The organism is Lysobacter claricitrinus, from assembly GCF_045866565.1.
Classification (GTDB): domain Bacteria; phylum Pseudomonadota; class Gammaproteobacteria; order Xanthomonadales; family Xanthomonadaceae; genus Cognatilysobacter; species Cognatilysobacter claricitrinus.
In genome coordinates this window covers 1,131,482-1,151,340 of the sequence record NZ_BAAFZV010000002.1, presented here as the reverse complement: position 1 = coordinate 1,151,340, position 19,859 = coordinate 1,131,482, and the positions used below count along the sequence as shown (strand labels likewise).

The 19,859-nt window shown below is 68.7% G+C and carries 15 protein-coding genes and 1 pseudogene; 11 read left to right on the top strand and 5 right to left on the bottom strand.

What is annotated here, in order from left to right:
* Nucleotides 1-77: 77 nt before the first annotated feature.
* Nucleotides 78-1,817: a sensor domain-containing diguanylate cyclase gene (locus tag ACKTTN_RS10145; protein WP_407909722.1), complete on the bottom strand. Its 1,740-nt coding sequence runs from the start codon at nucleotides 1,815-1,817 to the stop codon at nucleotides 78-80.
* 126 nt (nucleotides 1,818-1,943) lie between these two features.
* Here ACKTTN_RS10145 and leuS point away from each other — a divergent pair, with 126 nt between their 5' ends.
* From leuS to rlmH, 6 genes and pseudogenes are all read left to right on the top strand, one after another.
* Nucleotides 1,944-4,715 carry a leucine--tRNA ligase gene (leuS, locus tag ACKTTN_RS10140; protein ID WP_407909721.1) on the top strand — a complete coding sequence of 924 codons (2,772 nt, stop codon included), beginning with the start codon at nucleotides 1,944-1,946 and terminating at the stop codon, nucleotides 4,713-4,715.
* Nucleotides 4,716-4,798: 83 nt separating this feature from the next.
* Complete coding sequence (locus ACKTTN_RS10135) at nucleotides 4,799-5,374, top strand: LPS-assembly lipoprotein LptE (protein WP_407909720.1); 576 nt, start codon at nucleotides 4,799-4,801, stop codon at nucleotides 5,372-5,374.
* A 10-nt stretch (nucleotides 5,375-5,384) separates the two neighbouring features.
* Nucleotides 5,385-6,449, top strand: a complete 1,065-nt coding sequence (gene holA, locus ACKTTN_RS10130) for a DNA polymerase III subunit delta (RefSeq protein WP_407909719.1) — start codon at nucleotides 5,385-5,387, stop codon at nucleotides 6,447-6,449.
* Between the two features lie 2 nt (nucleotides 6,450-6,451).
* Entirely contained in the window at nucleotides 6,452-7,120 is a 669-nt protein-coding gene (gene nadD / locus ACKTTN_RS10125) for a nicotinate-nucleotide adenylyltransferase (RefSeq protein WP_407909718.1), read from the top strand.
* 72 nt (nucleotides 7,121-7,192) lie between these two features.
* Nucleotides 7,193-7,558 (top strand): annotated as a pseudogene (rsfS, locus tag ACKTTN_RS10120) (ribosome silencing factor); the annotation flags it as partial.
* Between the two features lie 121 nt (nucleotides 7,559-7,679).
* On the top strand, nucleotides 7,680-8,150 hold the full coding sequence (rlmH, locus tag ACKTTN_RS10115) for a 23S rRNA (pseudouridine(1915)-N(3))-methyltransferase RlmH (protein ID WP_407909717.1): 471 nt from the start codon (nucleotides 7,680-7,682) through the stop codon (nucleotides 8,148-8,150).
* Nucleotides 8,151-8,300: 150 nt separating this feature from the next.
* On the opposite strand, the gene ACKTTN_RS10110 is transcribed toward rlmH, so the two are convergent.
* The 3 genes from ACKTTN_RS10110 to ACKTTN_RS10100 form a co-directional block, all read right to left on the bottom strand.
* Nucleotides 8,301-8,972: an energy transducer TonB gene (locus ACKTTN_RS10110; protein WP_407909716.1), complete on the bottom strand. Its 672-nt coding sequence runs from the start codon at nucleotides 8,970-8,972 to the stop codon at nucleotides 8,301-8,303.
* 232 nt (nucleotides 8,973-9,204) lie between these two features.
* Entirely contained in the window at nucleotides 9,205-9,405 is a 201-nt protein-coding gene (locus ACKTTN_RS10105) for a hypothetical protein (protein WP_407909715.1), read from the bottom strand.
* Between the two features lie 2 nt (nucleotides 9,406-9,407).
* The gene (locus ACKTTN_RS10100) at nucleotides 9,408-10,148 is read right to left on the bottom strand and encodes an SIMPL domain-containing protein (RefSeq protein WP_407909714.1); all 741 of its coding nucleotides are present in this window, start codon (nucleotides 10,146-10,148) and stop codon (nucleotides 9,408-9,410) included.
* Nucleotides 10,149-10,279: 131 nt separating this feature from the next.
* Here ACKTTN_RS10100 and ACKTTN_RS10095 point away from each other — a divergent pair, with 131 nt between their 5' ends.
* The 4 genes from ACKTTN_RS10095 to tldD all read left to right on the top strand — a co-directional run bounded on the left by ACKTTN_RS10095 (nucleotide 10,280) and on the right by tldD (nucleotide 17,772).
* On the top strand, nucleotides 10,280-10,867 hold the full coding sequence (locus ACKTTN_RS10095; RefSeq protein ID WP_407909713.1) for a Maf family protein: 588 nt from the start codon (nucleotides 10,280-10,282) through the stop codon (nucleotides 10,865-10,867).
* A complete protein-coding gene (gene rng / locus ACKTTN_RS10090; protein WP_407909712.1) occupies nucleotides 10,864-12,354 on the top strand; it encodes a ribonuclease G in 1,491 nt (496 codons plus the stop codon). Before ACKTTN_RS10095 ends, rng begins: the two co-directional genes overlap by 4 nt.
* Nucleotides 12,355-12,381: 27 nt before the next feature.
* On the top strand, nucleotides 12,382-16,245 hold the full coding sequence (locus tag ACKTTN_RS10085; protein ID WP_407909711.1) for a YhdP family protein: 3,864 nt from the start codon (nucleotides 12,382-12,384) through the stop codon (nucleotides 16,243-16,245).
* Nucleotides 16,246-16,317: 72 nt separating this feature from the next.
* Nucleotides 16,318-17,772 carry a metalloprotease TldD gene (gene tldD, locus ACKTTN_RS10080; RefSeq protein ID WP_407909710.1) on the top strand — a complete coding sequence of 485 codons (1,455 nt, stop codon included), beginning with the start codon at nucleotides 16,318-16,320 and terminating at the stop codon, nucleotides 17,770-17,772.
* Nucleotides 17,773-17,785: 13 nt separating this feature from the next.
* On the opposite strand, the gene yjgA is transcribed toward tldD, so the two are convergent.
* Nucleotides 17,786-18,358, bottom strand: a complete 573-nt coding sequence (gene yjgA / locus ACKTTN_RS10075) for a ribosome biogenesis factor YjgA (protein WP_407909709.1) — start codon at nucleotides 18,356-18,358, stop codon at nucleotides 17,786-17,788.
* 81 nt (nucleotides 18,359-18,439) lie between these two features.
* On the opposite strand from yjgA, the gene pmbA reads away from it, so the two are divergent.
* A complete protein-coding gene (gene pmbA / locus ACKTTN_RS10070) occupies nucleotides 18,440-19,807 on the top strand; it encodes a metalloprotease PmbA (RefSeq protein WP_407909708.1) in 1,368 nt (455 codons plus the stop codon).
* Nucleotides 19,808-19,859 lie beyond the last annotated feature (52 nt).

Genomic DNA, 19,859 nt, shown 5'->3' with positions numbered 1-19,859 from the left:
AACGGCGATGCTCATGCGGGAATGCTTCCGGAAAATCGTGGGGATGGACGGCTGTCGAAACGCCGCCGCCGATTGGATCACGCGCGCAGGTCGCCGGGCAGCCCGTCGCCGCGCACGGACGGCAGCGTCGCGCGCAGCACGCGATTGCGGCCCTGCGCCTTCGCTGCGTACAGGGCGCGATCGGCGGTGGCCAGCAGCGTTTCCGGCGTATCCAGCCCGACCTGCAATTCATGCACGCCGATCGACGCAGTCACCGGGCCGAGTTCGCGGCGCATGTAGGTGATCGACGCCTCGGCGATTGCAAGGCGGATCTGCTCGGCGCGCATCGCCGCCTGCTCGAGGCCGGCTTCCGGCATGACGATGGTGAATTCCTCGCCGCCGTAACGGCAGGCGATGTCCTCGCCGCGCGTCACCGCCGCCAGCACCTGGCCGATCTTGGTGAGCAACGCATCGCCGGCGCCGTGGCCGTGCTCGTCGTTGAATCGCTTGAAGTAGTCGACATCGACCATCAGCACCGACAACGGCCGTCCGCGCCGCTCGCAGCGTTCCATCTCGCGCGGCAAGCTTTCCTCGAGATAGCGACGGTTGTACAGGCCGGTGAGCGGATCGCGAAGCGACTGCACGCGCAGGCTTTCGCGCAGGTCGAGGCTGTAGAGCACGACGCCGAGGTGCTCGGCGACCGATTCGACCGCGGCGAGTTCGATGTCGCTGAGCGGCGCGTCGAGCCGGCTGCCGACGTGCAGCAGGCCGAGCGTGGTGCCCTGTGAGGTCAGCGGTACGCACACGCCGCAGGCCTGCTCGGGCGTGAGGTCGTGCAGGTGTTCGCATCGCGCGGTGGGCCTGGCCGGGTCGTACAGGTGCAGGCTGCCGCGACGCAGCGCCCAGCACTGCTCGGGGCGCATGGCGTCCGGATATTCGCTGCCGTGCGTGCCGAACAACGCATGCAATTCGAGCAGGTTCTGCGACGCACGCATCAGGTAGCAGACGCCTGCGCCGTTCGGTACCAGCTGCGCGAGCGCGTTGCCGGCGACGTCGAGCGCTTCCTCGGCGGTCTGGCAGCTGTGCAGCAGCCCCGCGAATGCGGCGAGCACGCGTCGTTGTTCCGCCAGCAGCTCGCGCTGTTCGATCGACGCCTCGAGCGTGACCAGTGCGTCGCGAGCCTCGCGTTCGAGGCGTTTGGAACGTCGCGTCTCGCGGCCGATCATCACCAGCAGCACGATCAGCATCGCTACCGACAGCAGCATGCCGGCGACGACGAAGATGGTGAGCCGCAGCGACTCCCGTACGCTGGCGGCCGAGCGCTCGGTCAGGAGCCTGCGCTCCACCCGCGCCATGTCGCCGGCGACGCGCTCGATGTCGGCGTTCGTTGCGAGGCCGCGGTCGAGCATCAGCCGGTTGGCGACGTCGGTGCGACCGGCCCGCTGCAACTCGGTCGCCTGCTCGATTTCCGCGAGCCGCCGCGTCACCAGCGCCTGCAGCGCCTGCGCGCGGCGGTTCTGGTCCGGGTTGTCCTCGACCAGCCGCACCAGCGCGTCCGCGCGCGCCTGCGCCCGCGGCCGATGGGTCGCGTAGTCGTTCTCGAGGCGAGGGTCGTGCGTCAGCCGGTAGCCGCGCGCCGTCGACTCCGTCGCGTCCAGCGCCGCACGGACGGATTCGATCTGCCCCAGCACCTCGTAGGTGTGGTTGACCCAGCGCGCGCTGGCGTCGAACGAACGGATGCCCCAGACCATCACGCCCGTCACGGCCAGTAGCGCCCCCAGCAGGGCGATCAGGACCGGGAAGCGGCGGATGACGGGTCGGGGCAGGGAAGCGGGCATCAGGCCATCGCGACGCGGGGTATGCGCAATCTAGCAAGCGGCGTGCCGGGCGGACCGTCGGCGTGACGCGCGTTTGTGCACTGCGATAGGCTTTTCGACCGCCCGCCCGTTTCCGGACCCCACCTCGTGTCTTCCCCCAACGCGACCGACGTCACATCTTCCAGCTCCGAGCCGCGCGCCTACGAGCCCGGCTCCGTCGAGTCCGCCGCGCAGGCGTTCTGGGACCGGACGCGCGCGTTCGAAGTCGACGAGTCATCTGCCAAGCCCAAGTACTACTGCCTGTCGATGCTGCCGTACCCGTCCGGCGCGCTGCACATGGGCCACGTTCGCAACTACACGATCGGCGACGTCATCAGCCGCTACAAGCGCATGGCCGGCCACAACGTCATGCAGCCGATGGGCTGGGACGCCTTCGGCCTGCCTGCCGAGAACGCGGCGATCAAGAACAACACCGCGCCGGCCAAGTGGACCTACGCGAACATCGCGCACATGAAGGCGCAGCTGCAGCAGATGGGTTACGCCATCGACTGGTCGCGCGAATTCGCCACCTGCCAGCCGTCGTACTACGTGCACGAGCAGCGCATGTTCGTGCGCCTGATGAAGAAGGGCCTGGCGTACCGCAAGAACAGCGTCGTCAACTGGGACCCGGTCGACCAGACGGTGCTCGCCAACGAGCAGGTGATCGACGGCCGCGGCTGGCGCACCGGCGCGGTGGTCGAGAAGCGCGAGATCCCGCAGTGGTTCCTCAAGATCACCGACTACGCGCAGGAGCTGCTCGACGGTCTCGACACGCTTCCGGGCTGGCCCGACGCCGTGAAAACCATGCAGCGCAACTGGATCGGGCGCTCGGAAGGGCTCGAGATCCGCTTCGACGTGCGTTCGCCGAAGGGCGAGGCGCTCGAGCCGCTGACCGTGTTCACCACGCGTCCGGACACGCTGATGGGTGTCACCTTCGTTTCGATCGCGGCGGAACATCCGCTCGCGACGCAGGCGGCCGAATTCAATGGCGACCTCGCGGCGTTCATCGCCGAGCTGCGCCGCGGCGGCGTGTCCGAAGCCGAACTCGAGACGCAGGAAAAGCGCGGCATGGACACCGGCCTGCGCGCGGTGCATCCGATCAGCGGTGAAGAGCTGCCGGTGTTCGTCGCCAACTTCGTGCTGATGAACTACGGCACCGGCGCGGTAATGGGCGTGCCGGGCCATGACGAGCGCGACTGGGCGTTCGCGAAGTCGTACGACCTGCCGATCCGCATGGTGATCGCGCCGAACGACGTGCGTGACGCCATCCTCGAAGCCGCCAAGCATCTCGCGCGCCACGACGATCCGATGACGGTCGCGCTCGGCGAGCACGCGCCGTCCGATCCGTACGAAACGCGTGCGGCCGTTGAGGTGGTCGATGCATTCGAGCGCGCCATCCTCGACGAGGGTGCGTGGACCGAGAAGGGCTGGATCGTCAACTCCGACGAACTCGACGGCATGGAGTACGCCGAAGCTTTCGAGCACCTCGCCAGGAAGCTCGAGGCCGAAGGCCGTGGCCGTCGCCGCGTCAACTTCCGCCTGCGCGACTGGGGCGTGAGCCGCCAGCGCTATTGGGGTTGCCCCATCCCGGTCATCTACTGCGCGTCGTGCGGCGCCATGCCGGTGCCCGAAGACCAGTTGCCGGTCGTGCTGCCGGAGGACGTCGCGTTCAGCGGCGTCGCGTCGCCGATCAAGTCCGACCCGGAATGGCGCAAGACCTCGTGCCCGCAGTGCGGCGCGGCCGCCGAACGCGAAACCGACACCTTCGACACGTTCATGGAATCGAGCTGGTACTACGCGCGCTACACGTCGCCAGGTGCCGGCACGCAGGTTGACGAACGCGCGAAGTACTGGCTGCCGGTCGACCAGTACATCGGCGGCATCGAGCACGCCATCCTGCATCTGCTGTATTTCCGCTTCTACCACCGCCTCATGCGCGACGCGGGCCTGGTGGACGGCAACGAACCGGCCACCAATCTGCTGACGCAGGGCATGGTCATCGCCGACACGTTCTATCGAGAGCTCGAGAACGGCGCGAAGGACTGGATCAACCCAGCCGACGTCGAGATCGACCGCGACGAGCGCGGCAAGATCATCGGCGCGCACAGCAAGGTCGACGGCGGCCGCGTGCAGATCGGCGGCACCGAGAAGATGTCGAAGTCGAAGAACAACGGTGTCGATCCGCAGACGATGGTCGCGAAGTTCGGCGCCGACACCGTGCGCCTGTTCTCGATGTTCGCCGCGCCGCCCGAGCAGTCGCTGGAGTGGAACGAGGCCGGCGTCGAAGGCATGGCGCGCTTCCTGCGCCGGTTCTGGCGCGAGGTGATCACCCATGTATCGCAGCCGGACCATCCGGAAGTCGATCCGTTGCAGCTCGATGCCGCGCAGAAGACGCTGCGTCGCCAGCTGCACGAGACGATCCAGAAAGTGGGCGACGACTACGGGCGTCGCCACGCGTTCAACACGGCGATCGCCTCGCTGATGGAACTGCTCAACGCGGTGTCCAAGTTCGACGACATGAGCGACCAGGGCCGCGCGGTGCGCCACGAAGCGCTGCAGTCCATGGTGCTGCTGCTCAATCCGGTGACGCCGCATGTCTGCCATGCGCTGTGGCAGGCGCTGGGCCATGCCGAAGTGCTGATCGAGGACGTTCCGTTCCCGCAGGCCGATCCGGCCGCGCTGGTGCGCGATGCGGTGACGCTGGCGGTGCAGGTCAACGGCAAGCTGCGCGGCACCATCGAGGCCGCGGTGAATGCGCCGCGCGAAGCGGTCGAGGCCGCGGCGCTGGCCGAGCCGGGCGTAGCGAAGTTCCTCGAAGGCCAGATGGTGCGCAAGGTCATCGTCGTGCCGGGCAAGATCGTCAACATCGTCGCCGGCTGACCGATCGCGCCCACGTGCACGCCACGTGGACGCGCGACCTGCCGCTATTGCCGCCCGCCGCCGCCTCGTCCAGACTCCCCCGCATGATCCGACGCCTCGTGTCCGCCGTCCTTGTCCTCGCCCTGACGGGCTGCGGTTTCCATCTGCGCGAACGCGTCGCGATCCCGACCGAACTGAGCCCGCTGCGGGTGGTTTCGGCAGACCGCTACAGCCCGCTCGCGGAGTCGATCGCGCAGTCGGTCGAGCGCGCCGGCCTCACCGTCATCCGCGAAGGCGGCAACGGCGCGGTGCTGGACATCCTGGCCGAGCAGTGGGGCGATACGCCGATCAGCGTCGACGCACTCGGTCGCTCGCAGGAATTCAGCCTGCGCTACGCGGTGATCTTCGAGCTGCGCGATTCGGGCGGAAACGTCGTGGTTCCGCGGCAGACCATCGAACTCGCGCGCGACTACGTGTCGAACCCGACCAATGCGATCGGCTCGGAAGGCGAGCGCGAAACGCTGGCGAAGGAGCTGCGTCGCGAAATGGCGTTCTCGATGCTTCGCCGCATCGAGGCGGTGCTGAAGCTGGGTGGCCCGATCAAGCCGCTGCAGCCGGTGCCGGCGCCGACCATCACGCCGAATCCGGCGGACCAGACCGGCGCCCGCTCCGGCGGCTGATTTCCGAAACGTGGAACTCTCGCCCGAACAGCTGGTCGCCCAGCTCGAGTCCGGGCCGCTCAAGCCGGCCTACCTGATCGCGGGCGCCGAACCGCTTCTCGTGCTCGAAGCCGCCGACGCGGTTCGCGCGGCTGCGCGTCGCGACGGCATCGCCGAGCGTGAAGTCTTCGAAGCCGGCGCGGGTCAGCGCGAGCCCGACTGGGATGGCATGTCGGCGTCGTTCAACGCGCCCAGCCTGTTCGCCTCGCGTCGCCTGATCGAGCTGCGCCTGCCCAGCGGCAAGCCGGGCAAGGAGGGCGCGAAGGTGATCGCCGAGTTCTGCGCGAATCCTTCGCCGGATGTCGTGCTGCTGGTCACCTGCGAAGACTGGAGCCGCAGTCATGGCGGCGACTGGAGCCAGGCCATCGCTCGCATTGGTCGCGTGGCCGTCGCGTGGCCGGTGAAGCCGCATGAACTCGCGGGTTGGGTGGACCGGCGCCTGCGGTCGCGCGGATTTTCGCCCGATCGCGATGCCGTGCTGCATCTCGCCGAGCGCGTCGAGGGCAACCTGCTGGCGGCCGCACAGGAAATCGAAAAACTCGCGCTGCTGTTCCGTGACGCGCCGGACGCACCGCGCGGCGGGCGACCGCTCACGCTCGAGACGCTGCAATCGCTCGTCGCCGATGCCTCGCGCTACGACGTGTTCCGCCTGATCGACGCGGCAATGAACGGCCAGCCCGCGCAGGTCGTGCGCGTGCTCGCTGGCCTGCGCGCCGAAGGCGAGGCGGTGCCGGCGCTGCTGGGCATGATCGTGATGGAACTGCAGCGCGGGGCCGCGCTGGCGCAGGTCAACGCGAAGGGCGGAAACCTCGTCGCGGCGTTCAAGGCGCAGCGGGTATGGGACGCCAAGCAGCCCATGTATCGACGCGCACTGCAACGACATTCGCCGGCAGCGTGGGAAGCGATGCTGGTACAGGCGGGACTGGTTGATCGCATCGCGAAGGGCCGCGCGCCGGGCGACGCGTGGGTCGCGCTGGAACGCCTGATGGTGGCGCTCGCCGAACGCGGCGCCACGCGCCTGCTGGCCGCCGGGTGACGATGCGCGCCTGGGTCGGCTACGGCGGCACCTTCGACCCGATCCACCGCGGCCATGTCGCCGTCGCATGCGCGGTTCGCGATGCATTGGGCGTCGACGTCCACCTCGTTCCCGCGGCCGATCCACCGCATAAGGACGCGACGCACGCCGACACCGCGCACCGCTCGCGCATGGTCGAGCTTGCCGTCGCCGGTGAGCGCGGGTTACGCGTCGATCGGCGCGAGCTGTCGCGCGACATTCCGTCGTACAGCATCGATACATTGCACGAGGTCCGTGCCGAAGTCGGCGACGCGGCGCCCGTGATCTGGGTGATCGGCGCCGACTCGCTGGCGCAGCTGCATCGCTGGCACCGCTGGCGCGAATTGTTCGACGTCGCGCATGTGCTCGCGGCCGGGCGACCGGGATTTTCGCTGGATCCCGCCGGTTTCGCGAACATCGACGGCGAGCTGGCGCGCACGATCGACGCGCGCCTGCAGCCGCTTTCCGCGTTGCTCGATGCGCCCGCTGGGGGTCTCGCGCTGTTGCCGATGGAGCCGCCGCGCACCGAATCGTCGACCGATATCCGCCGGCGCATCGCATCCGGCGACGGCACGTGGATGACGCAGGTCGCGCCGCCCGTCGCCGCCTACATCGACCGTCACCGGCTGTATGCACGGGCCCTTCCAGCCTAGTCCCTATACTTGCTCTTCACCGAACAGGAGCCGCGCCACTTGAGTACCGAAGCCCACGTCATCAAGACCCGCATGCCGACCCCGCCGCCGTCGGTGGACGATGTGCTCCGCACCGTTCGCGATGCGGTCGAGGAGCTGAAGGCGCGCGACGTGGTCGAGATCGACGTACGCGGCAAGAGTTCGGTCACCGACTACATGGTGATCGCGTCCGGTACCTCGACGCGGCACGTGAAGTCGATCGCCGACGAAGTGGTGAAGTTCTCCAAGCAGCGGCTCGACGTCATGCCGTTGGGCGTGGAAGGCGAACGCGAGGCCGAATGGGTGCTGGTCGACCTCGGCGACGTGATCGTGCACGTCATGCTGCCGCGCGTTCGCGAGTTCTACGCGCTCGAGCGCCTGTGGACGGTGGGCGACGAGCCGCCGGATCGCATGGACGAGCTTGCGCACGGCCATCTCGGCGGCGAGTCGATTCCCGACGAAGAACCGCTGAGCTTCGAGGACGACGCCGACGAGTTCGACGTCGCGCGTCGCTCGGGTCCATCGCGCTGACGCATCGCGCATGAAGGCGCGCCTGATCGCCGTCGGCGAGCGCGCGCCTGCCTGGGTAGCCGAAGGCTTCGCCGAATACCGCAAGCGTCTTTCGCATTCGCTGCCGTTCGATCTTGTCGAGGTCGAGCCCGGCCTGCGCGGCAAGGGCCGCGACGCCGCACGTGCGCAGTCCGACGAAGGCGCGCGCGTGCTGGCGGCGATCCCGCGCAACGCGTGGGTGGTGACGCTGGACGGCCGCGGCCGCGGTTACAGTTCCGAGCAACTCGCGCAGCGCCTCGAACACTGGCGCGGGCAGGGACGTGACCTCGCGTTTCTCATCGGTGGCCCGGAAGGCCATCCGCCGGAAGTGCTGCAGCGCGCGGACGAGTCATGGTCGCTCGGTCCGCTCACGCTGCCGCACATGATCGTTCGTCTTGTCGTGGCAGAGCAGCTTTATCGCGCGGCTGCGCTGCTGGCCAATCATCCGTATCACCGGGCTTGATCGCGCTACGCGAGCGGTTTGTCGGGCGCAGCGGGCGTCGCCGCGTTTTTGCCAAGCGTATCGACTGTCTGCGCGGCGAATTACTCGTGTGAAGCGCATGACGCGCGAAACCCGCACCCCCGGTGAAGGGATGCGGGTTCGCGTTGTGCATCAGTCGAGGTGGAACTCGACCGGCACCATGCCGATCGCCTGCACCGGCTGGCCATTGCGCATGGCCGGACGGAACATCCAGTTCGCCAGCACCTGCCGACGCGCCGCGAGATCGAGTGCGCGGTAGCCGCTGCTGCGCGCGATCCTGACCTCGATCGGCTTTCCGTCGACGTCGACCAGCACCTCGAGCATCACCGTGCCCTGTTCGTTCGCGCGCAACGACGACGACGGATACGACGGCGCGGGGTTGCTCGCGTATTCGAGATGCGCACCGGCGAGCGGCGTGCCGTCGTCCGCCGGCGCGATATTGCCGTTGTCGGCGACGAGCGTTTCCGACGTCGGCTGCTGCGCGACCGTGTCGCCGGGCTGCGGATCGTCGAGCGCCAGCGGAGGCGGATCGACGACATGGGTGGGTTGGTGGATTACCGGCGTCGGCGTGTTCTGGATCGCGGTGCGGATCGGCGGGTCCTTGATGGGCGGCGGAGGTGGCGGCGGCGGACGTCGAACGATCGGATCAACGATGGTCGTCGTGCTGTCCGTTACCGCGCGCATGACGGGCGCCATCGGCGCAACCAACAGCAGCAATAGGAGCCCGTTCACCGCGATCGCGCCGCTGATGGACGCGATGCGGGTGGGATCGAGCTGGACGCGGGGTGCGGGGATCGTCTGCATGGCCGGCTCCTCGGTGGTCGGTGCCGATACAAACGAGCCTGCGGACGCAATGGGGTTGCGCCCGGTTGAAATTTTTTTCGACGTCGCGAAGCCGGGCGCGTGCGGCCGTTTTCCGACTGCGACGTAGGGCGGGGCACGACTGCGTCGAGGCCAGGTCGTGCCCCGATTGCGACCGCCCGCAAAAGAAAAAGCCCGCATCAAGCGGGCTTTTTCGCGTTTCGCACCAACCCGTTTATTCGGACGCAGGCTTCGGATCGTCGCCCTGCGGACGCTGCAGGCCGCCCGCTTCCGGGTTCGGCGCCTTGCCGCTTCGCCCATCGCGCGCGTCCACCTTGTCGCGTGGCTGGTTTTCCGCATAGCCGGGATTCGCGCCGGCGCGTGGATCGGCTGCGGGCGCGGTGTCGCGGCCGCGCGGAGCTTGGGACGTCGTCATGGTTACTTTCCCAGTTCAAACACGACGTTGAGGTTGACAGACAACACGTTCTCGCCAGGCGAAATCGGCGTCGCCTCGTCACGCGCCATCTTCGCCATTGCCATCATCGGCATCGGGCGCGGGATGCTCGCGCCGTTGCTCTCGTCGATGCTCACGATGCGACGCACGCGCATGCCGAGGGTCTTCGCGTACATCGCCGCACGCTGCTGCGCCTTGTCGAGCGCGGCACGACGCGCTTCGTCATACACCGGATCCTTCTGGTCGATGTCGAACGTCGGCCCGTTGATCTGGTTGGCCCCGGTCGCAACCAGCGCGTCGAGGATCTTCCCGAGCTTGCCGATGTCGCGAACGATCACGTTGACGTTGTTCGACGCCTGGTAGCCGGTGATCGCCGGAGGCTGGTTCTCGGCATAGCGGTATTGCGGATTGAGGTTGACGCCAGCGGTCTGCACATCGCGTTCGGCGACGCCCGCAGCGCGAATCGCCGCGACGACCTTCGCCATGCGGTCCGCGTTGTCGCGCAACGCGCTGTTCGCATCGGCAGCCTGCGTGACCACGCCTGCGGACACCGTGGCGATGTCGGGCGCGCGGCGCGCTTCGGCCTGCGCTGCGACGGAGAGCAGCGTGCTGTCGGGCGCGACCGTCGGAATCGAGGCGGTCGCGGTCTGGGCGTCGACGGTCATGGCGAGGCTCCCGAAGGCGAGCGCGGCGGCAAGGGCGAGGGGACGGACGAGTGGGCGCATGGGAATGGAGGCTCCGAGTTGGGGGAAGGGTCGGTACGTTGGAGTGAACGGCCGGTGAGACATCACGGGGTCGCGACGCGATGCCGAAGGTTCAGGATCGCCACGACACATCGCGGGTTATTCTTCGGGCGATGCTCTATCTCGCCTCCCGATCTCCTCGCCGACGCGAGCTTCTTGGCCGCCTCGGCCTCGACCCGCGCGTTCTCGATATCGACATTCCCGAAGTCCGCCAACCCGGCGAGCCCGCGCTCGACTACGTGCGGCGCGTTTCGCGCGAAAAGGCTGGCGCGGGCCTGTTGACGGTCACCGCAGTGCCCGGCGCGCTCGTGCTCGCGGCCGACACCGAAGTGGTGCTCGATGACGACGTCTTCGGCAAACCCGTCGATGCCGATGACGCGGTGCGCATGCTGACGCGACTGTCCGGGCGTACGCACCAGGTCATCAGCGTGGTGTGGCTGATCTCCGCCGAGCGCGAAGCGCAGGCGATCAGTGTGTCCGACGTCACATTCGCTGCGCTCACGCCGGCGCAGCTCGATGGCTACATCGCCTGTGGCGAATGGGCGGGCAAGGCCGGGGCCTACGCGATCCAGGGGCGTGCGGAAGCCTTCGTCACCCGCCTTGATGGCAGCTACTCCGGGGTAATGGGCCTGCCGGTGCACGAGACGTCGAAGTTGCTCGCCGAGTTCGGCGTCGACGCATTCGCAGGTGTCGCGGCATGACCGAGGAAATCCTGGTCAACGTCACGCCGCGCGAGACACGCGTAGCCGTCGTCGAGAACGGAATGCTGCAGGAACTGCATATCGAACGCGGCTGGCGGCGCGGCGTGGTCGGCAATGTGTACAAGGGGCGCGTCCAACGGATCATGCCGGGCATGCAGGCCGCTTTCATCGACATCGGCCTCGAACGCGCGGCGTTCCTGCACGCGGGCGACATCGTGAAACCGACGCCGGTGACCGATGTCGCCAACGGCGACGATGCACCGCTGCCACCGCAGCCCACGCGACCGATCACCGAGCTGTTGCGCGACGGGCAGGACATCATCGTGCAGGTGGTGAAGGATCCGATCGGCAGCAAGGGCGCGCGGCTGACGACGCAGCTGAGCATTCCATCGCGTTACCTGGTGTTGCTGCCGCGCACGCGCGTGGTCGGCGTGTCGGCACGCATCGAGGACGAAGTCGAACGCGCTCGCCTCAAGCACATCGTGTCGTCGCTTTCCCCGACCGGTGCGCAGCACGGCTACATCGTGCGCACCAATGCGGAGGGCCAGCCGGACGAAGCGATCGCCGAGGACATCGCGTATCTCGGTCGCGTGTGGTCGTTGATCGAGGAAAGCTCGGCGTCGGCGAAGCTTGGCGAACGCGTCTACGAGGACCTGTCGCTGCCCATGCGTGCCGTGCGCGACCTGCTGCGTCGCGACGTGGAGAAGGTGAAGGTCGACTCGCGCGAAACCTGCGACCGCCTGAAGGCGTTCGCCGCGCAGTACATGCCGGGCCTCAACGAGAAGATCGAGCACTACGCCGGCGCGCGGCCGATCTTCGACCTCTACGGCGTCGAGGACGAGATCCAGCGCGCGCTCGAAAAACAGGTGCCGCTGAAGTCGGGCGGCTACCTCGTCATCGACCAGACGGAGGCGATGACAACGATCGACGTGAACACCGGTTCATTCCTCGGCCAGCGCAATCTCGAGGAAACGGTGTACCGCACCAATCTCGAGGCGGCCCAGTCGGTCGCGCGTCAGCTTCGGCTGCGCAATCTAGGCGGCATCATCATCATCGACTTCATCGACATGACGGATGCCGAGCACAAGCGGCAGGTGCTCCGTCAGCTCGAGAAAGCGCTTGCCCGCGACCACGCCAAGACGACCGTGTACGACTTCTCTCCGCTGGGTCTCGTCGAGATGACCCGCAAGCGCACCACCGAGAGCCTGCAACGGCAGCTCTCGGAGCCGTGCCATGAGTGCAGCGGCCGCGGGTCGCTCAAGACGCCCGAAACCGTGACGTACGAAATCTTCCGCGACGTCGTGCGACAGGTGCGCCAGTTCGACGCGCAACGGCTGCTGGTGATCGCATCGCCGAAGGTGGTCGCACGCATCACCGACGAAGAATCGGCGGCGGTCGCCGAGCTCGAGGAATTTCTCGGCAAGTCCATTCGTTTCCAGGCCGACGAGCAGTATTCGCAGGAGCAGTTCGATGTCGTGCTGCTCTGATCCCGACAACCTCGCCTCGCGAGCGGCGTGATTCTTCGCCACGCCAAGCGGGCTCACGTTGGCCTCGGCTACGTGGCCGCGGTGGTGGTGCTCGGCTTCGCGTTGCTGCTTGGCATCGTCGGCCTGGCGCTGCCGGTGCTGGCCGGGCATCCCGCGCAGGTCAAGGCGTGGCTTGAACATCGCACGAAGCGGCCGGTGTCCTTCACTGGCCTGCAGACGCACTGGACGCGTGTCGGCCCGCTGATCGAGCTGCAGGGGCTGCGCATCGGTGAAGGCGATCGCGCGGTTGCGATAGGTGACGCCGAACTCCTGGCGTCCGTCTACCTCGGCCTGCTTCCGGGCCATGCGTTTACGGAACTGCGCCTGCGCGGCCTCGATCTCACGCTGGAGCGCGCGGACGACGGCACGTGGGACGTGCGCGGCCTTCCGGGCCAGACCGATCGCAGCAATGCCGATCCTTTCGGCGCGCTTGATCGCCTCGGCGAACTGCACGTCATCGACGGACGGCTCGCGATCGTCGCGCCGGCATACGGCATCGACACGGCGATTCCGCGCGCGGATCTTCGTCTTCGCGTCGATGGCGCGCGCGTCCGTGCCGGCGTGCGTGCGTGGATGCGCAGCGGTGGCGCACCGATCGACGGCGTGCTCGATTTCGACCGGAGCTCGGGCGATGGTCGCGCCTACGTCGGCGCCGAGCACGTCGACCTTCGCGATTGGGCGACGGTGTTGCACGCAGGCGGCGTGCGTGTCGCCGCGGGTGCGGGCAGTGCGCGCGCATGGGCCGAGGTGCGCGACGAACGCGTCGTGCAGGTGACCGGGCAGGGTGCGTTGTCGGGCGTGACGCTCGAAGGCGCGCCGCTCGATGGCGCGGTGCCGCGCGTGGTGTTCGATCGCGTCGATGCGCTCGGCGCGTGGCGCATGAGCGCGGGGAAATGGACGATCACGCTGCCGACCCTGCGCGTGCAACAGGGCCGGTCGGGCGAAGTGCTCGACGGGCTCGCGCTCGCGGGCGGCGGACGTTTCGATCTCGCCGCGCGGCATGTCGAGGTCGCACCGTTGCTGCAGACTGCTGCGCTCACCGATCGACTTCCCGAGGCGACGCGCCGTTGGATCCGCGCCTCGGCGCCGGCCGGTCTCGTCGACGACGCGCGGGTTCGCAGCGCGCGCGGCCGCACGGAAGTCGACGCCAACCTCGCATCGGTCGGTTTCCAGCGCGTCGGCACCGCGCCGGGGCTGCAGGGCATCGGCGGTCACCTGAGCGGCGATGCCGACGGCGTGCAACTCGATTTCGATCCGGCGAGCGCGATCCGCTTCATGTGGCCGCAGGCGTTCGGGCCGGACCACGTCGTGCATCTCACCGGACGCGCGGCGCTGTGGCGCGACGGCCCCGGCTGGCGTTTCGGCACGCGTTCGCTGCACATCGCGGGCCAGGGCTATTCGGCCGACGTGCGTGGCGGCCTGTTGTGGCAGGGCGACGGCACGCGGCCCTTCATCGACATCGCCGCCGACGTCGGTACCGCGCAGGTGCCGGTCGCCAAGCGCTTCTGGGTGCGTAACCTGATGGCGCCGAAGGTGGTGCAGTGGCTCGACGGCGCGCTGGTCGGCGGTCGTGTCGAACAAGGGCGCGCGGTCGTCGTCGGCGATCTCGACGACTGGCCGTTCCGTCACCACGAAGGCACGTTCGAAGCGCGCGGCCGCGTGGTCGCGGGCGTGGTGAAGTTCCAGCCGGACTGGCCGCCTGCGGAAGACGTCAATGCCGACGTCATGTTCGATGGCACCGGCTTCGACATCGTCGGCAGCGGCCGCATCGGGCGCGTCGCGCTGCCCAGGCTCACGGCATCGATCGACGATTACGCGCACGGAGCGCTGACCGTGCACGCGCAGGGCGCCACCGAAACGTCGCAGTTGCTCGACGTCGTGCGCGCCAGCGGCCTGCGCAAGCTGCAGCCGGAAACGATCGATGCGCTGTCCGCGAGCGGTCCGGCAACGGTCGCGTTCGGGCTGACGATGCCGCTCGGCCGACCGGACCCGATGTCGATCGACGGCACCGTCGACCTCGACGGCGCGACGCTGGCGGACCGTCGCTGGGATCTCCGCTTCGACGACGTGCACGGCCGCGCGACCTACGACCTGCGCGGCTTCACCGCGACCGATCTCGCCGTGCGCCACGACGGCCAGCCCGGCGCGTTGTCGCTGCGCGCCGGCGACGGCCACGTGCGCGCGCCCGCGAATGCGTTCGAAGGCGACGTCGCCGCGAACTTCGATATCGACGACCTGCTCAAGCGCGCGTCCGAGATGGACTGGCTGTCGCCGTACGTCGCGGGGCGTTCGGCGTGGACGGTCGGCGTTGTCGTGCCGAAGGACATCGCCAAGCCCGGCGGCGCCGCGCACCTCCAGCTGCGCAGCAACCTGGCGGGCACATCGCTGGACCTGCCGGCGCCGCTGCGCAAGCCCGCATCGCAATCACTGGCCGCATTCGTCGACACGCCGTTGCCGGTCGGCAGCGGCGAAGTGAAAGTCAGCCTCGGTTCGCTGGCGGGCGTGCGTGCGCGCACCGTCGGCGGACGCACCGGGGTTCGTGTCGTGCTCGGCAGTGGCACGGTGGACGACGCGCCGCCCGCATCGGGCATCGTCGCGACGGGACGCGCGGCGCAGCTCGACGCGCTCGACTGGATCGCGTTCGCACGCGGTGGCAGCGGCGGCGCGGGCGACGGCCTGTCGCTGCAACGCATCGACGTCAGCACGCCGCACCTGGCGATGCTCGGCGGCGTATTCGGCGAAACGCGTCTGCAGGTGCAACCAATGGCCGGCAATGCGTTGTCCGTGCGTGCCGACGGCGCGACGCTCGCGGGCAGCCTGAGCGTGCCCGACGGGGCGGGGCCGATCGCCGGTCGTTTCAGCCGCGTGTACTGGCGTTCCGCGGCGTCGCCGGTCGCGGCGGCAGGGCCGGCATCGCCGTCACGCGTCGCGCCGATGACGCCGACGCCACGTCGCCCGGCACCCGTGCGCGCGACGACGCCATCGAACGCCGCGGTCGATCCATCCAAGGTGCCGCCGCTTTCCATCGACGTCGACGATCTGCGCATCGGCAGCGCCGCGCTCGGCACCGCGCGCCTTCGCACGCATGCGACGGCGACCGGCCTCCAGCTCGACCAGTTCAACGCGCGCGGCCGCAGCCAGCGCATCGACGCGACCGGCGACTGGAGCGGCAAGGGCGCCGCCGCGCGCACGCATGTCGCCGCGACGGTGTCGAGCGACGACTTCGGTGCGTTGCTCGACGGCTTCGGGCTCGGTGGGCGCGTGAGCGGCGGCAAGGGCGATACGCATTTCGACGCAGGCTGGAGCGGCGCGCCCTCCGACTTCGCGCTCGGCAGCCTGCAGGGCACGCTCGCGGTGGACGTGCGCAACGGCCGCCTGCTCGAGGTCGAGCCCGGCGCCGGCCGTGTGCTCGGCCTGCTCAGCCTGGCCGAACTGCCGCGTCGCCTCACGCTCGATTTCCGCGACTTCTTCGCCAAGGGTTTCAGCTTCAACCAGATCGGCGGCAACGTGCGTTTCGGCGACGGCCTCGCGCGGAGCGACGACTTCGGCATCAAGGGTCCCGCGGCCGACATCCGCATCCGCGGCGCGGCGAACCTGCGCGCGCAGACCTTCGACCAGACGATCGAAGTGCATCCCAAGTCGGCGAACCTGCTGACCGCGGTCGGTGCGCTTGCCGGTGGTCCGGTCGGCGCGGCGATCGGTGCCGCCGCCGGCGCGGTGATGCAGAAGCCGCTCGGCCAACTCGGCGCCAAGACCTATCGCGTCACCGGGCCGTGGGCCGACCCGAAAGTCGAAGTGCTCACGCACGACCAGACACGCGCGATGGCGCTGTCACCGCCTCCGGCCGGTTGAGGCCGATCACATCGCCCCGCATATAGTCCGGACGTGCCGCACGCGGCTGCGTCCTTATTTCATGGAACTCCGATGACGACTTCGCTTTCGACCGCCGAATCCCGATTGCTCGTGCCTGCCGGCCTCGACGTGGCGTCGCTGGATCGTGCGCTCGGCGCGCTGGTCGGCCCCGGCGTCGATTTCGGCGACCTCTATTTCCAGCACGCGCGTCGCGAGAGCTGGACCGTCGAGGACGGCATCGTCAAGGACGGTGCGCATTCGATCGAGCAGGGCGTCGGCGTGCGCGCGATCAGCGGCGAGAAAACGGGTTTCGCGTATTCGGACGAGATCGACGCGAAGGCGCTGCTCGAGGCATCGACGTCCGCGCGTGCCATCGCCAAGGGCACGGTCGCGGGCGAGATGGCGTCGAAGGATCGTCCGCTGGTGCGCGGCAGCGGTCGTGAGCTGTACACCGCGTTCGATCCGATCGATGCGTTGGCAAACGAAGAAAAGGTCGAATCGCTGCGTCGCATCGACCGCCTGCTGCGCGCGGCGGACCCGCGCGTGAAGCAGGTGACCGTGAGCCTGTCGGGCGGCGTCGACACCATCCTCGTCGCGCGCAGCGACGGTCTGCTGTCCGCGGATGTTCGCCCGCTGGTGCGCCTCAACGTGCAGGTGATCGTCGAGGACAAGGGGCGTCGCGAGCAGGGCTACGCAGGCGGCGGCGGGCGCTACGGCTATGCGGAGCTGCTCGGCGGCGGTCGCCCGGAACATCTCGCGCGCGAAGCGCTGCGGCAGGCGCTGGTGAACCTCGACGCGGTCGACGCACCGGCCGGCGTGATGCCGGTGGTGCTTGGCAGCGGCTGGCCGGGCGTGCTGCTGCACGAGGCGGTCGGCCACGGGTTGGAAGGCGACTTCAATCGCAAGGGCACGTCGACGTACGCCGGCCGAATCGGCCAGCGCGTGGCGTCGCCGGGCGTCACCATCGTCGACGACGGCACGCTGCCGGGTCGACGCGGTTCGCTCAACATCGACGACGAAGGCACGCCGACCAACTGCACGACGCTGATCGAGGACGGCGTACTGGTCGGTTACATGCAGGACACGCTCAACGCGCGCCTGATGGGCATGACGCCGACAGGCAACGGGCGTCGCGAATCGTTCGCGCACCTCGTCATGCCGCGCATGACCAACACCTACATGCTCGCCGGCTCGCACGATCCGCAGGAAATGATCCGCTCGGTGAAGCGCGGGCTGTACGCGGTGAATTTCGGCGGCGGCCAGGTCGACATCACGTCCGGCAAGTACGTGTTCTCCGCGACCGAGGCCTACCTCATCGAGGACGGCAAGGTCACCGCGCCGGTGAAGGGCGCGATGCTGATCGGCAACGGGCCGGAAACGATGCAGAAGGTGCGCATGATCGGCAACGATCTTGCGCTCGACGAAGGCGTCGGTGTCTGCGGCAAGGACGGGCAGAGTGTGCCGGTCGGCGTCGGCCAGCCGTCGCTGTTGATCGACGGGCTCACGGTCGGCGGAACGAAGGCCTGAGCCTTCGCCGGGATCACTCGTCGGTGTCGTCGGCCGCCATTTGCTCGTCGGCATCGTCGCCGTCGGACGTGCCGAGCATGACGCCGCGCAGTTCGCGGAACAGTTCGCGGAATGCGCGCGGCGGCTTGTTGCGATTGCGTTCGTCGAGCGCATTGCGCACGAGCTGGCGCAGGCGCTGGCGATCGGCGTCGGGATACAGGTCCAGGAGCTCGGCCAGCGCGTTGTCGCCGCCCTCCAGCAGCTTCACGCGCCAGGCTTCGACGCGATGCGTCGCCGCGATCTCCGCGCGCGACGCATCGCTCTTTTCGTCGAGTGCGTCGCGCATGGCCTGCAGTTCGTCGTCGTCGAGCTTGCGCATCTGCTTGGCAAGGAAGGCGAGCTGTCGCTTGCGCGCGATGTTGGACGTGATGCGCCGCGTATCCATGATGTGCAACATCACGGCCTCCGGCACCGGCACGCGCGCGAGCTGCGCGTCGGTCAGGGACGCCAGCGTCTCCGCGAGTTCGAGCACGCCCAGCGCCTCGCGCCGCTGCTCGCTGCGGGAGGGGCTGCGGAATTCACCGGTTTCTTCGTCGCGACCGCGCATCGTCATAATCCTGCGCGACGACGGCCGCCACGCGTTGAGCCGTCCGCCGAGGCGCGGACATGAGAACGGAAGGATAAGACATTGAACGCGACGATCACTTCGCCCGCCCTCCACGACGACAGTATCGAGCGCCTCGACGCGCTTTCCGGCCTGTCGCAGCGACTGCTCGGCCTTGCCCGCGAGCGCGGCGCGACGCAGGCGGAGGTCAGCTGCTCGGAGGAGGCCGGGCTCAGCGTCAACGTTCGCATGGGCGAAGTCGAAACCGTGGAATCCACGCGTGATCGCGGCATCGCCGTCACCGTCTATTTCGGGCAGCGCAAGGGCAGCGCGAGCACCGCCGACCTGCGCGAGGACAGCCTGATCGCCACGGTCGACCAGGCCTGCGCCATCGCCAAATACACCGAGGACGATCCCGCCGCGGGGCTCGCCGACGCGGACCTAATGGCGCGTGACATGCCGGAATTCGACTCGTGGCATCCGTGGGCGATCGACGCCGACCGCGCGATCGACCTCGCGCTCGCGTGCGAACAGGCCGGTCGCGACGCGGATGCGCGCGTCGAGAATTCGGACGGCGCGTCGCTCAGCAGCGGTCGCAGCCTGTCGGTGTACGCGAACAGCCACGGCTTCATCGGCCGCGAACGCGGCACCCAGCATTCGCTCGGCTGCGCGCTCATCGCAGGGCGGGGCGACGCAATGCAGCGCGACGGCTGGTACACGCTCGGCCTCGCATCGCAGGACATGGATTCACCCGCGTCGGTTGGGCGTCGCGCGGCGGAACGTGCGGTGAGTCGACTGTCGCCGCGCCAGTTGCGCACCGGCGAGTACTCCGTCGTGTTCGCGGCCGAGATGGCGCGATCGCTGATCGGCCACCTGCTCGGCGCGGTGTCGGGGGGCGCGCTCTATCGCGGCGCGAGCTTCCTGATCGACAGCCAGGGTACGCAGCTGTTTCCCGACTGGTTCTCGATCATCGAGCGCCCGTTCGTTGCGCGCGGCCTGCGTTCGTCTGCGTTCGACGCCGAAGGCGTGGCGACGCGCGAGTCGGCGCTGGTCGAGAACGGCGTACTGCAGCGCTACGTGCTCGGCAGTTACTCCGCACGCAAGCTCGGCCTGCAGACGACCGCGAACGCCGGCGGCGTGCACAACCTCGACGTCGCGGCGAATGCGGGTGACCTGGACTCGCTGCTGGCGTCGATGGGCAACGGACTGCTGGTCACCGAGCTGATGGGCAACGGCGCCAACGCGACCACCGGCGACTATTCGCGCGGTGCCGCCGGCTTCTGGGTCGAGAACGGACGCATCGAATACCCTGTCGATGGCGTCACCGTGGCGGGCAACCTGCGCGAGATGTTCCAGCGCATCGAGGCGGTCGGCACCGACGTCGACCCGCGCTCGCACATTCGCATGGGCAGCGTCGCCATAGGCCGGATGACCGTTGCCGGCGAGAGCTGATCGGTACCGCTGATCGGGTCGCTCGCCACCGACGGTTGACCGTTGAACGCGC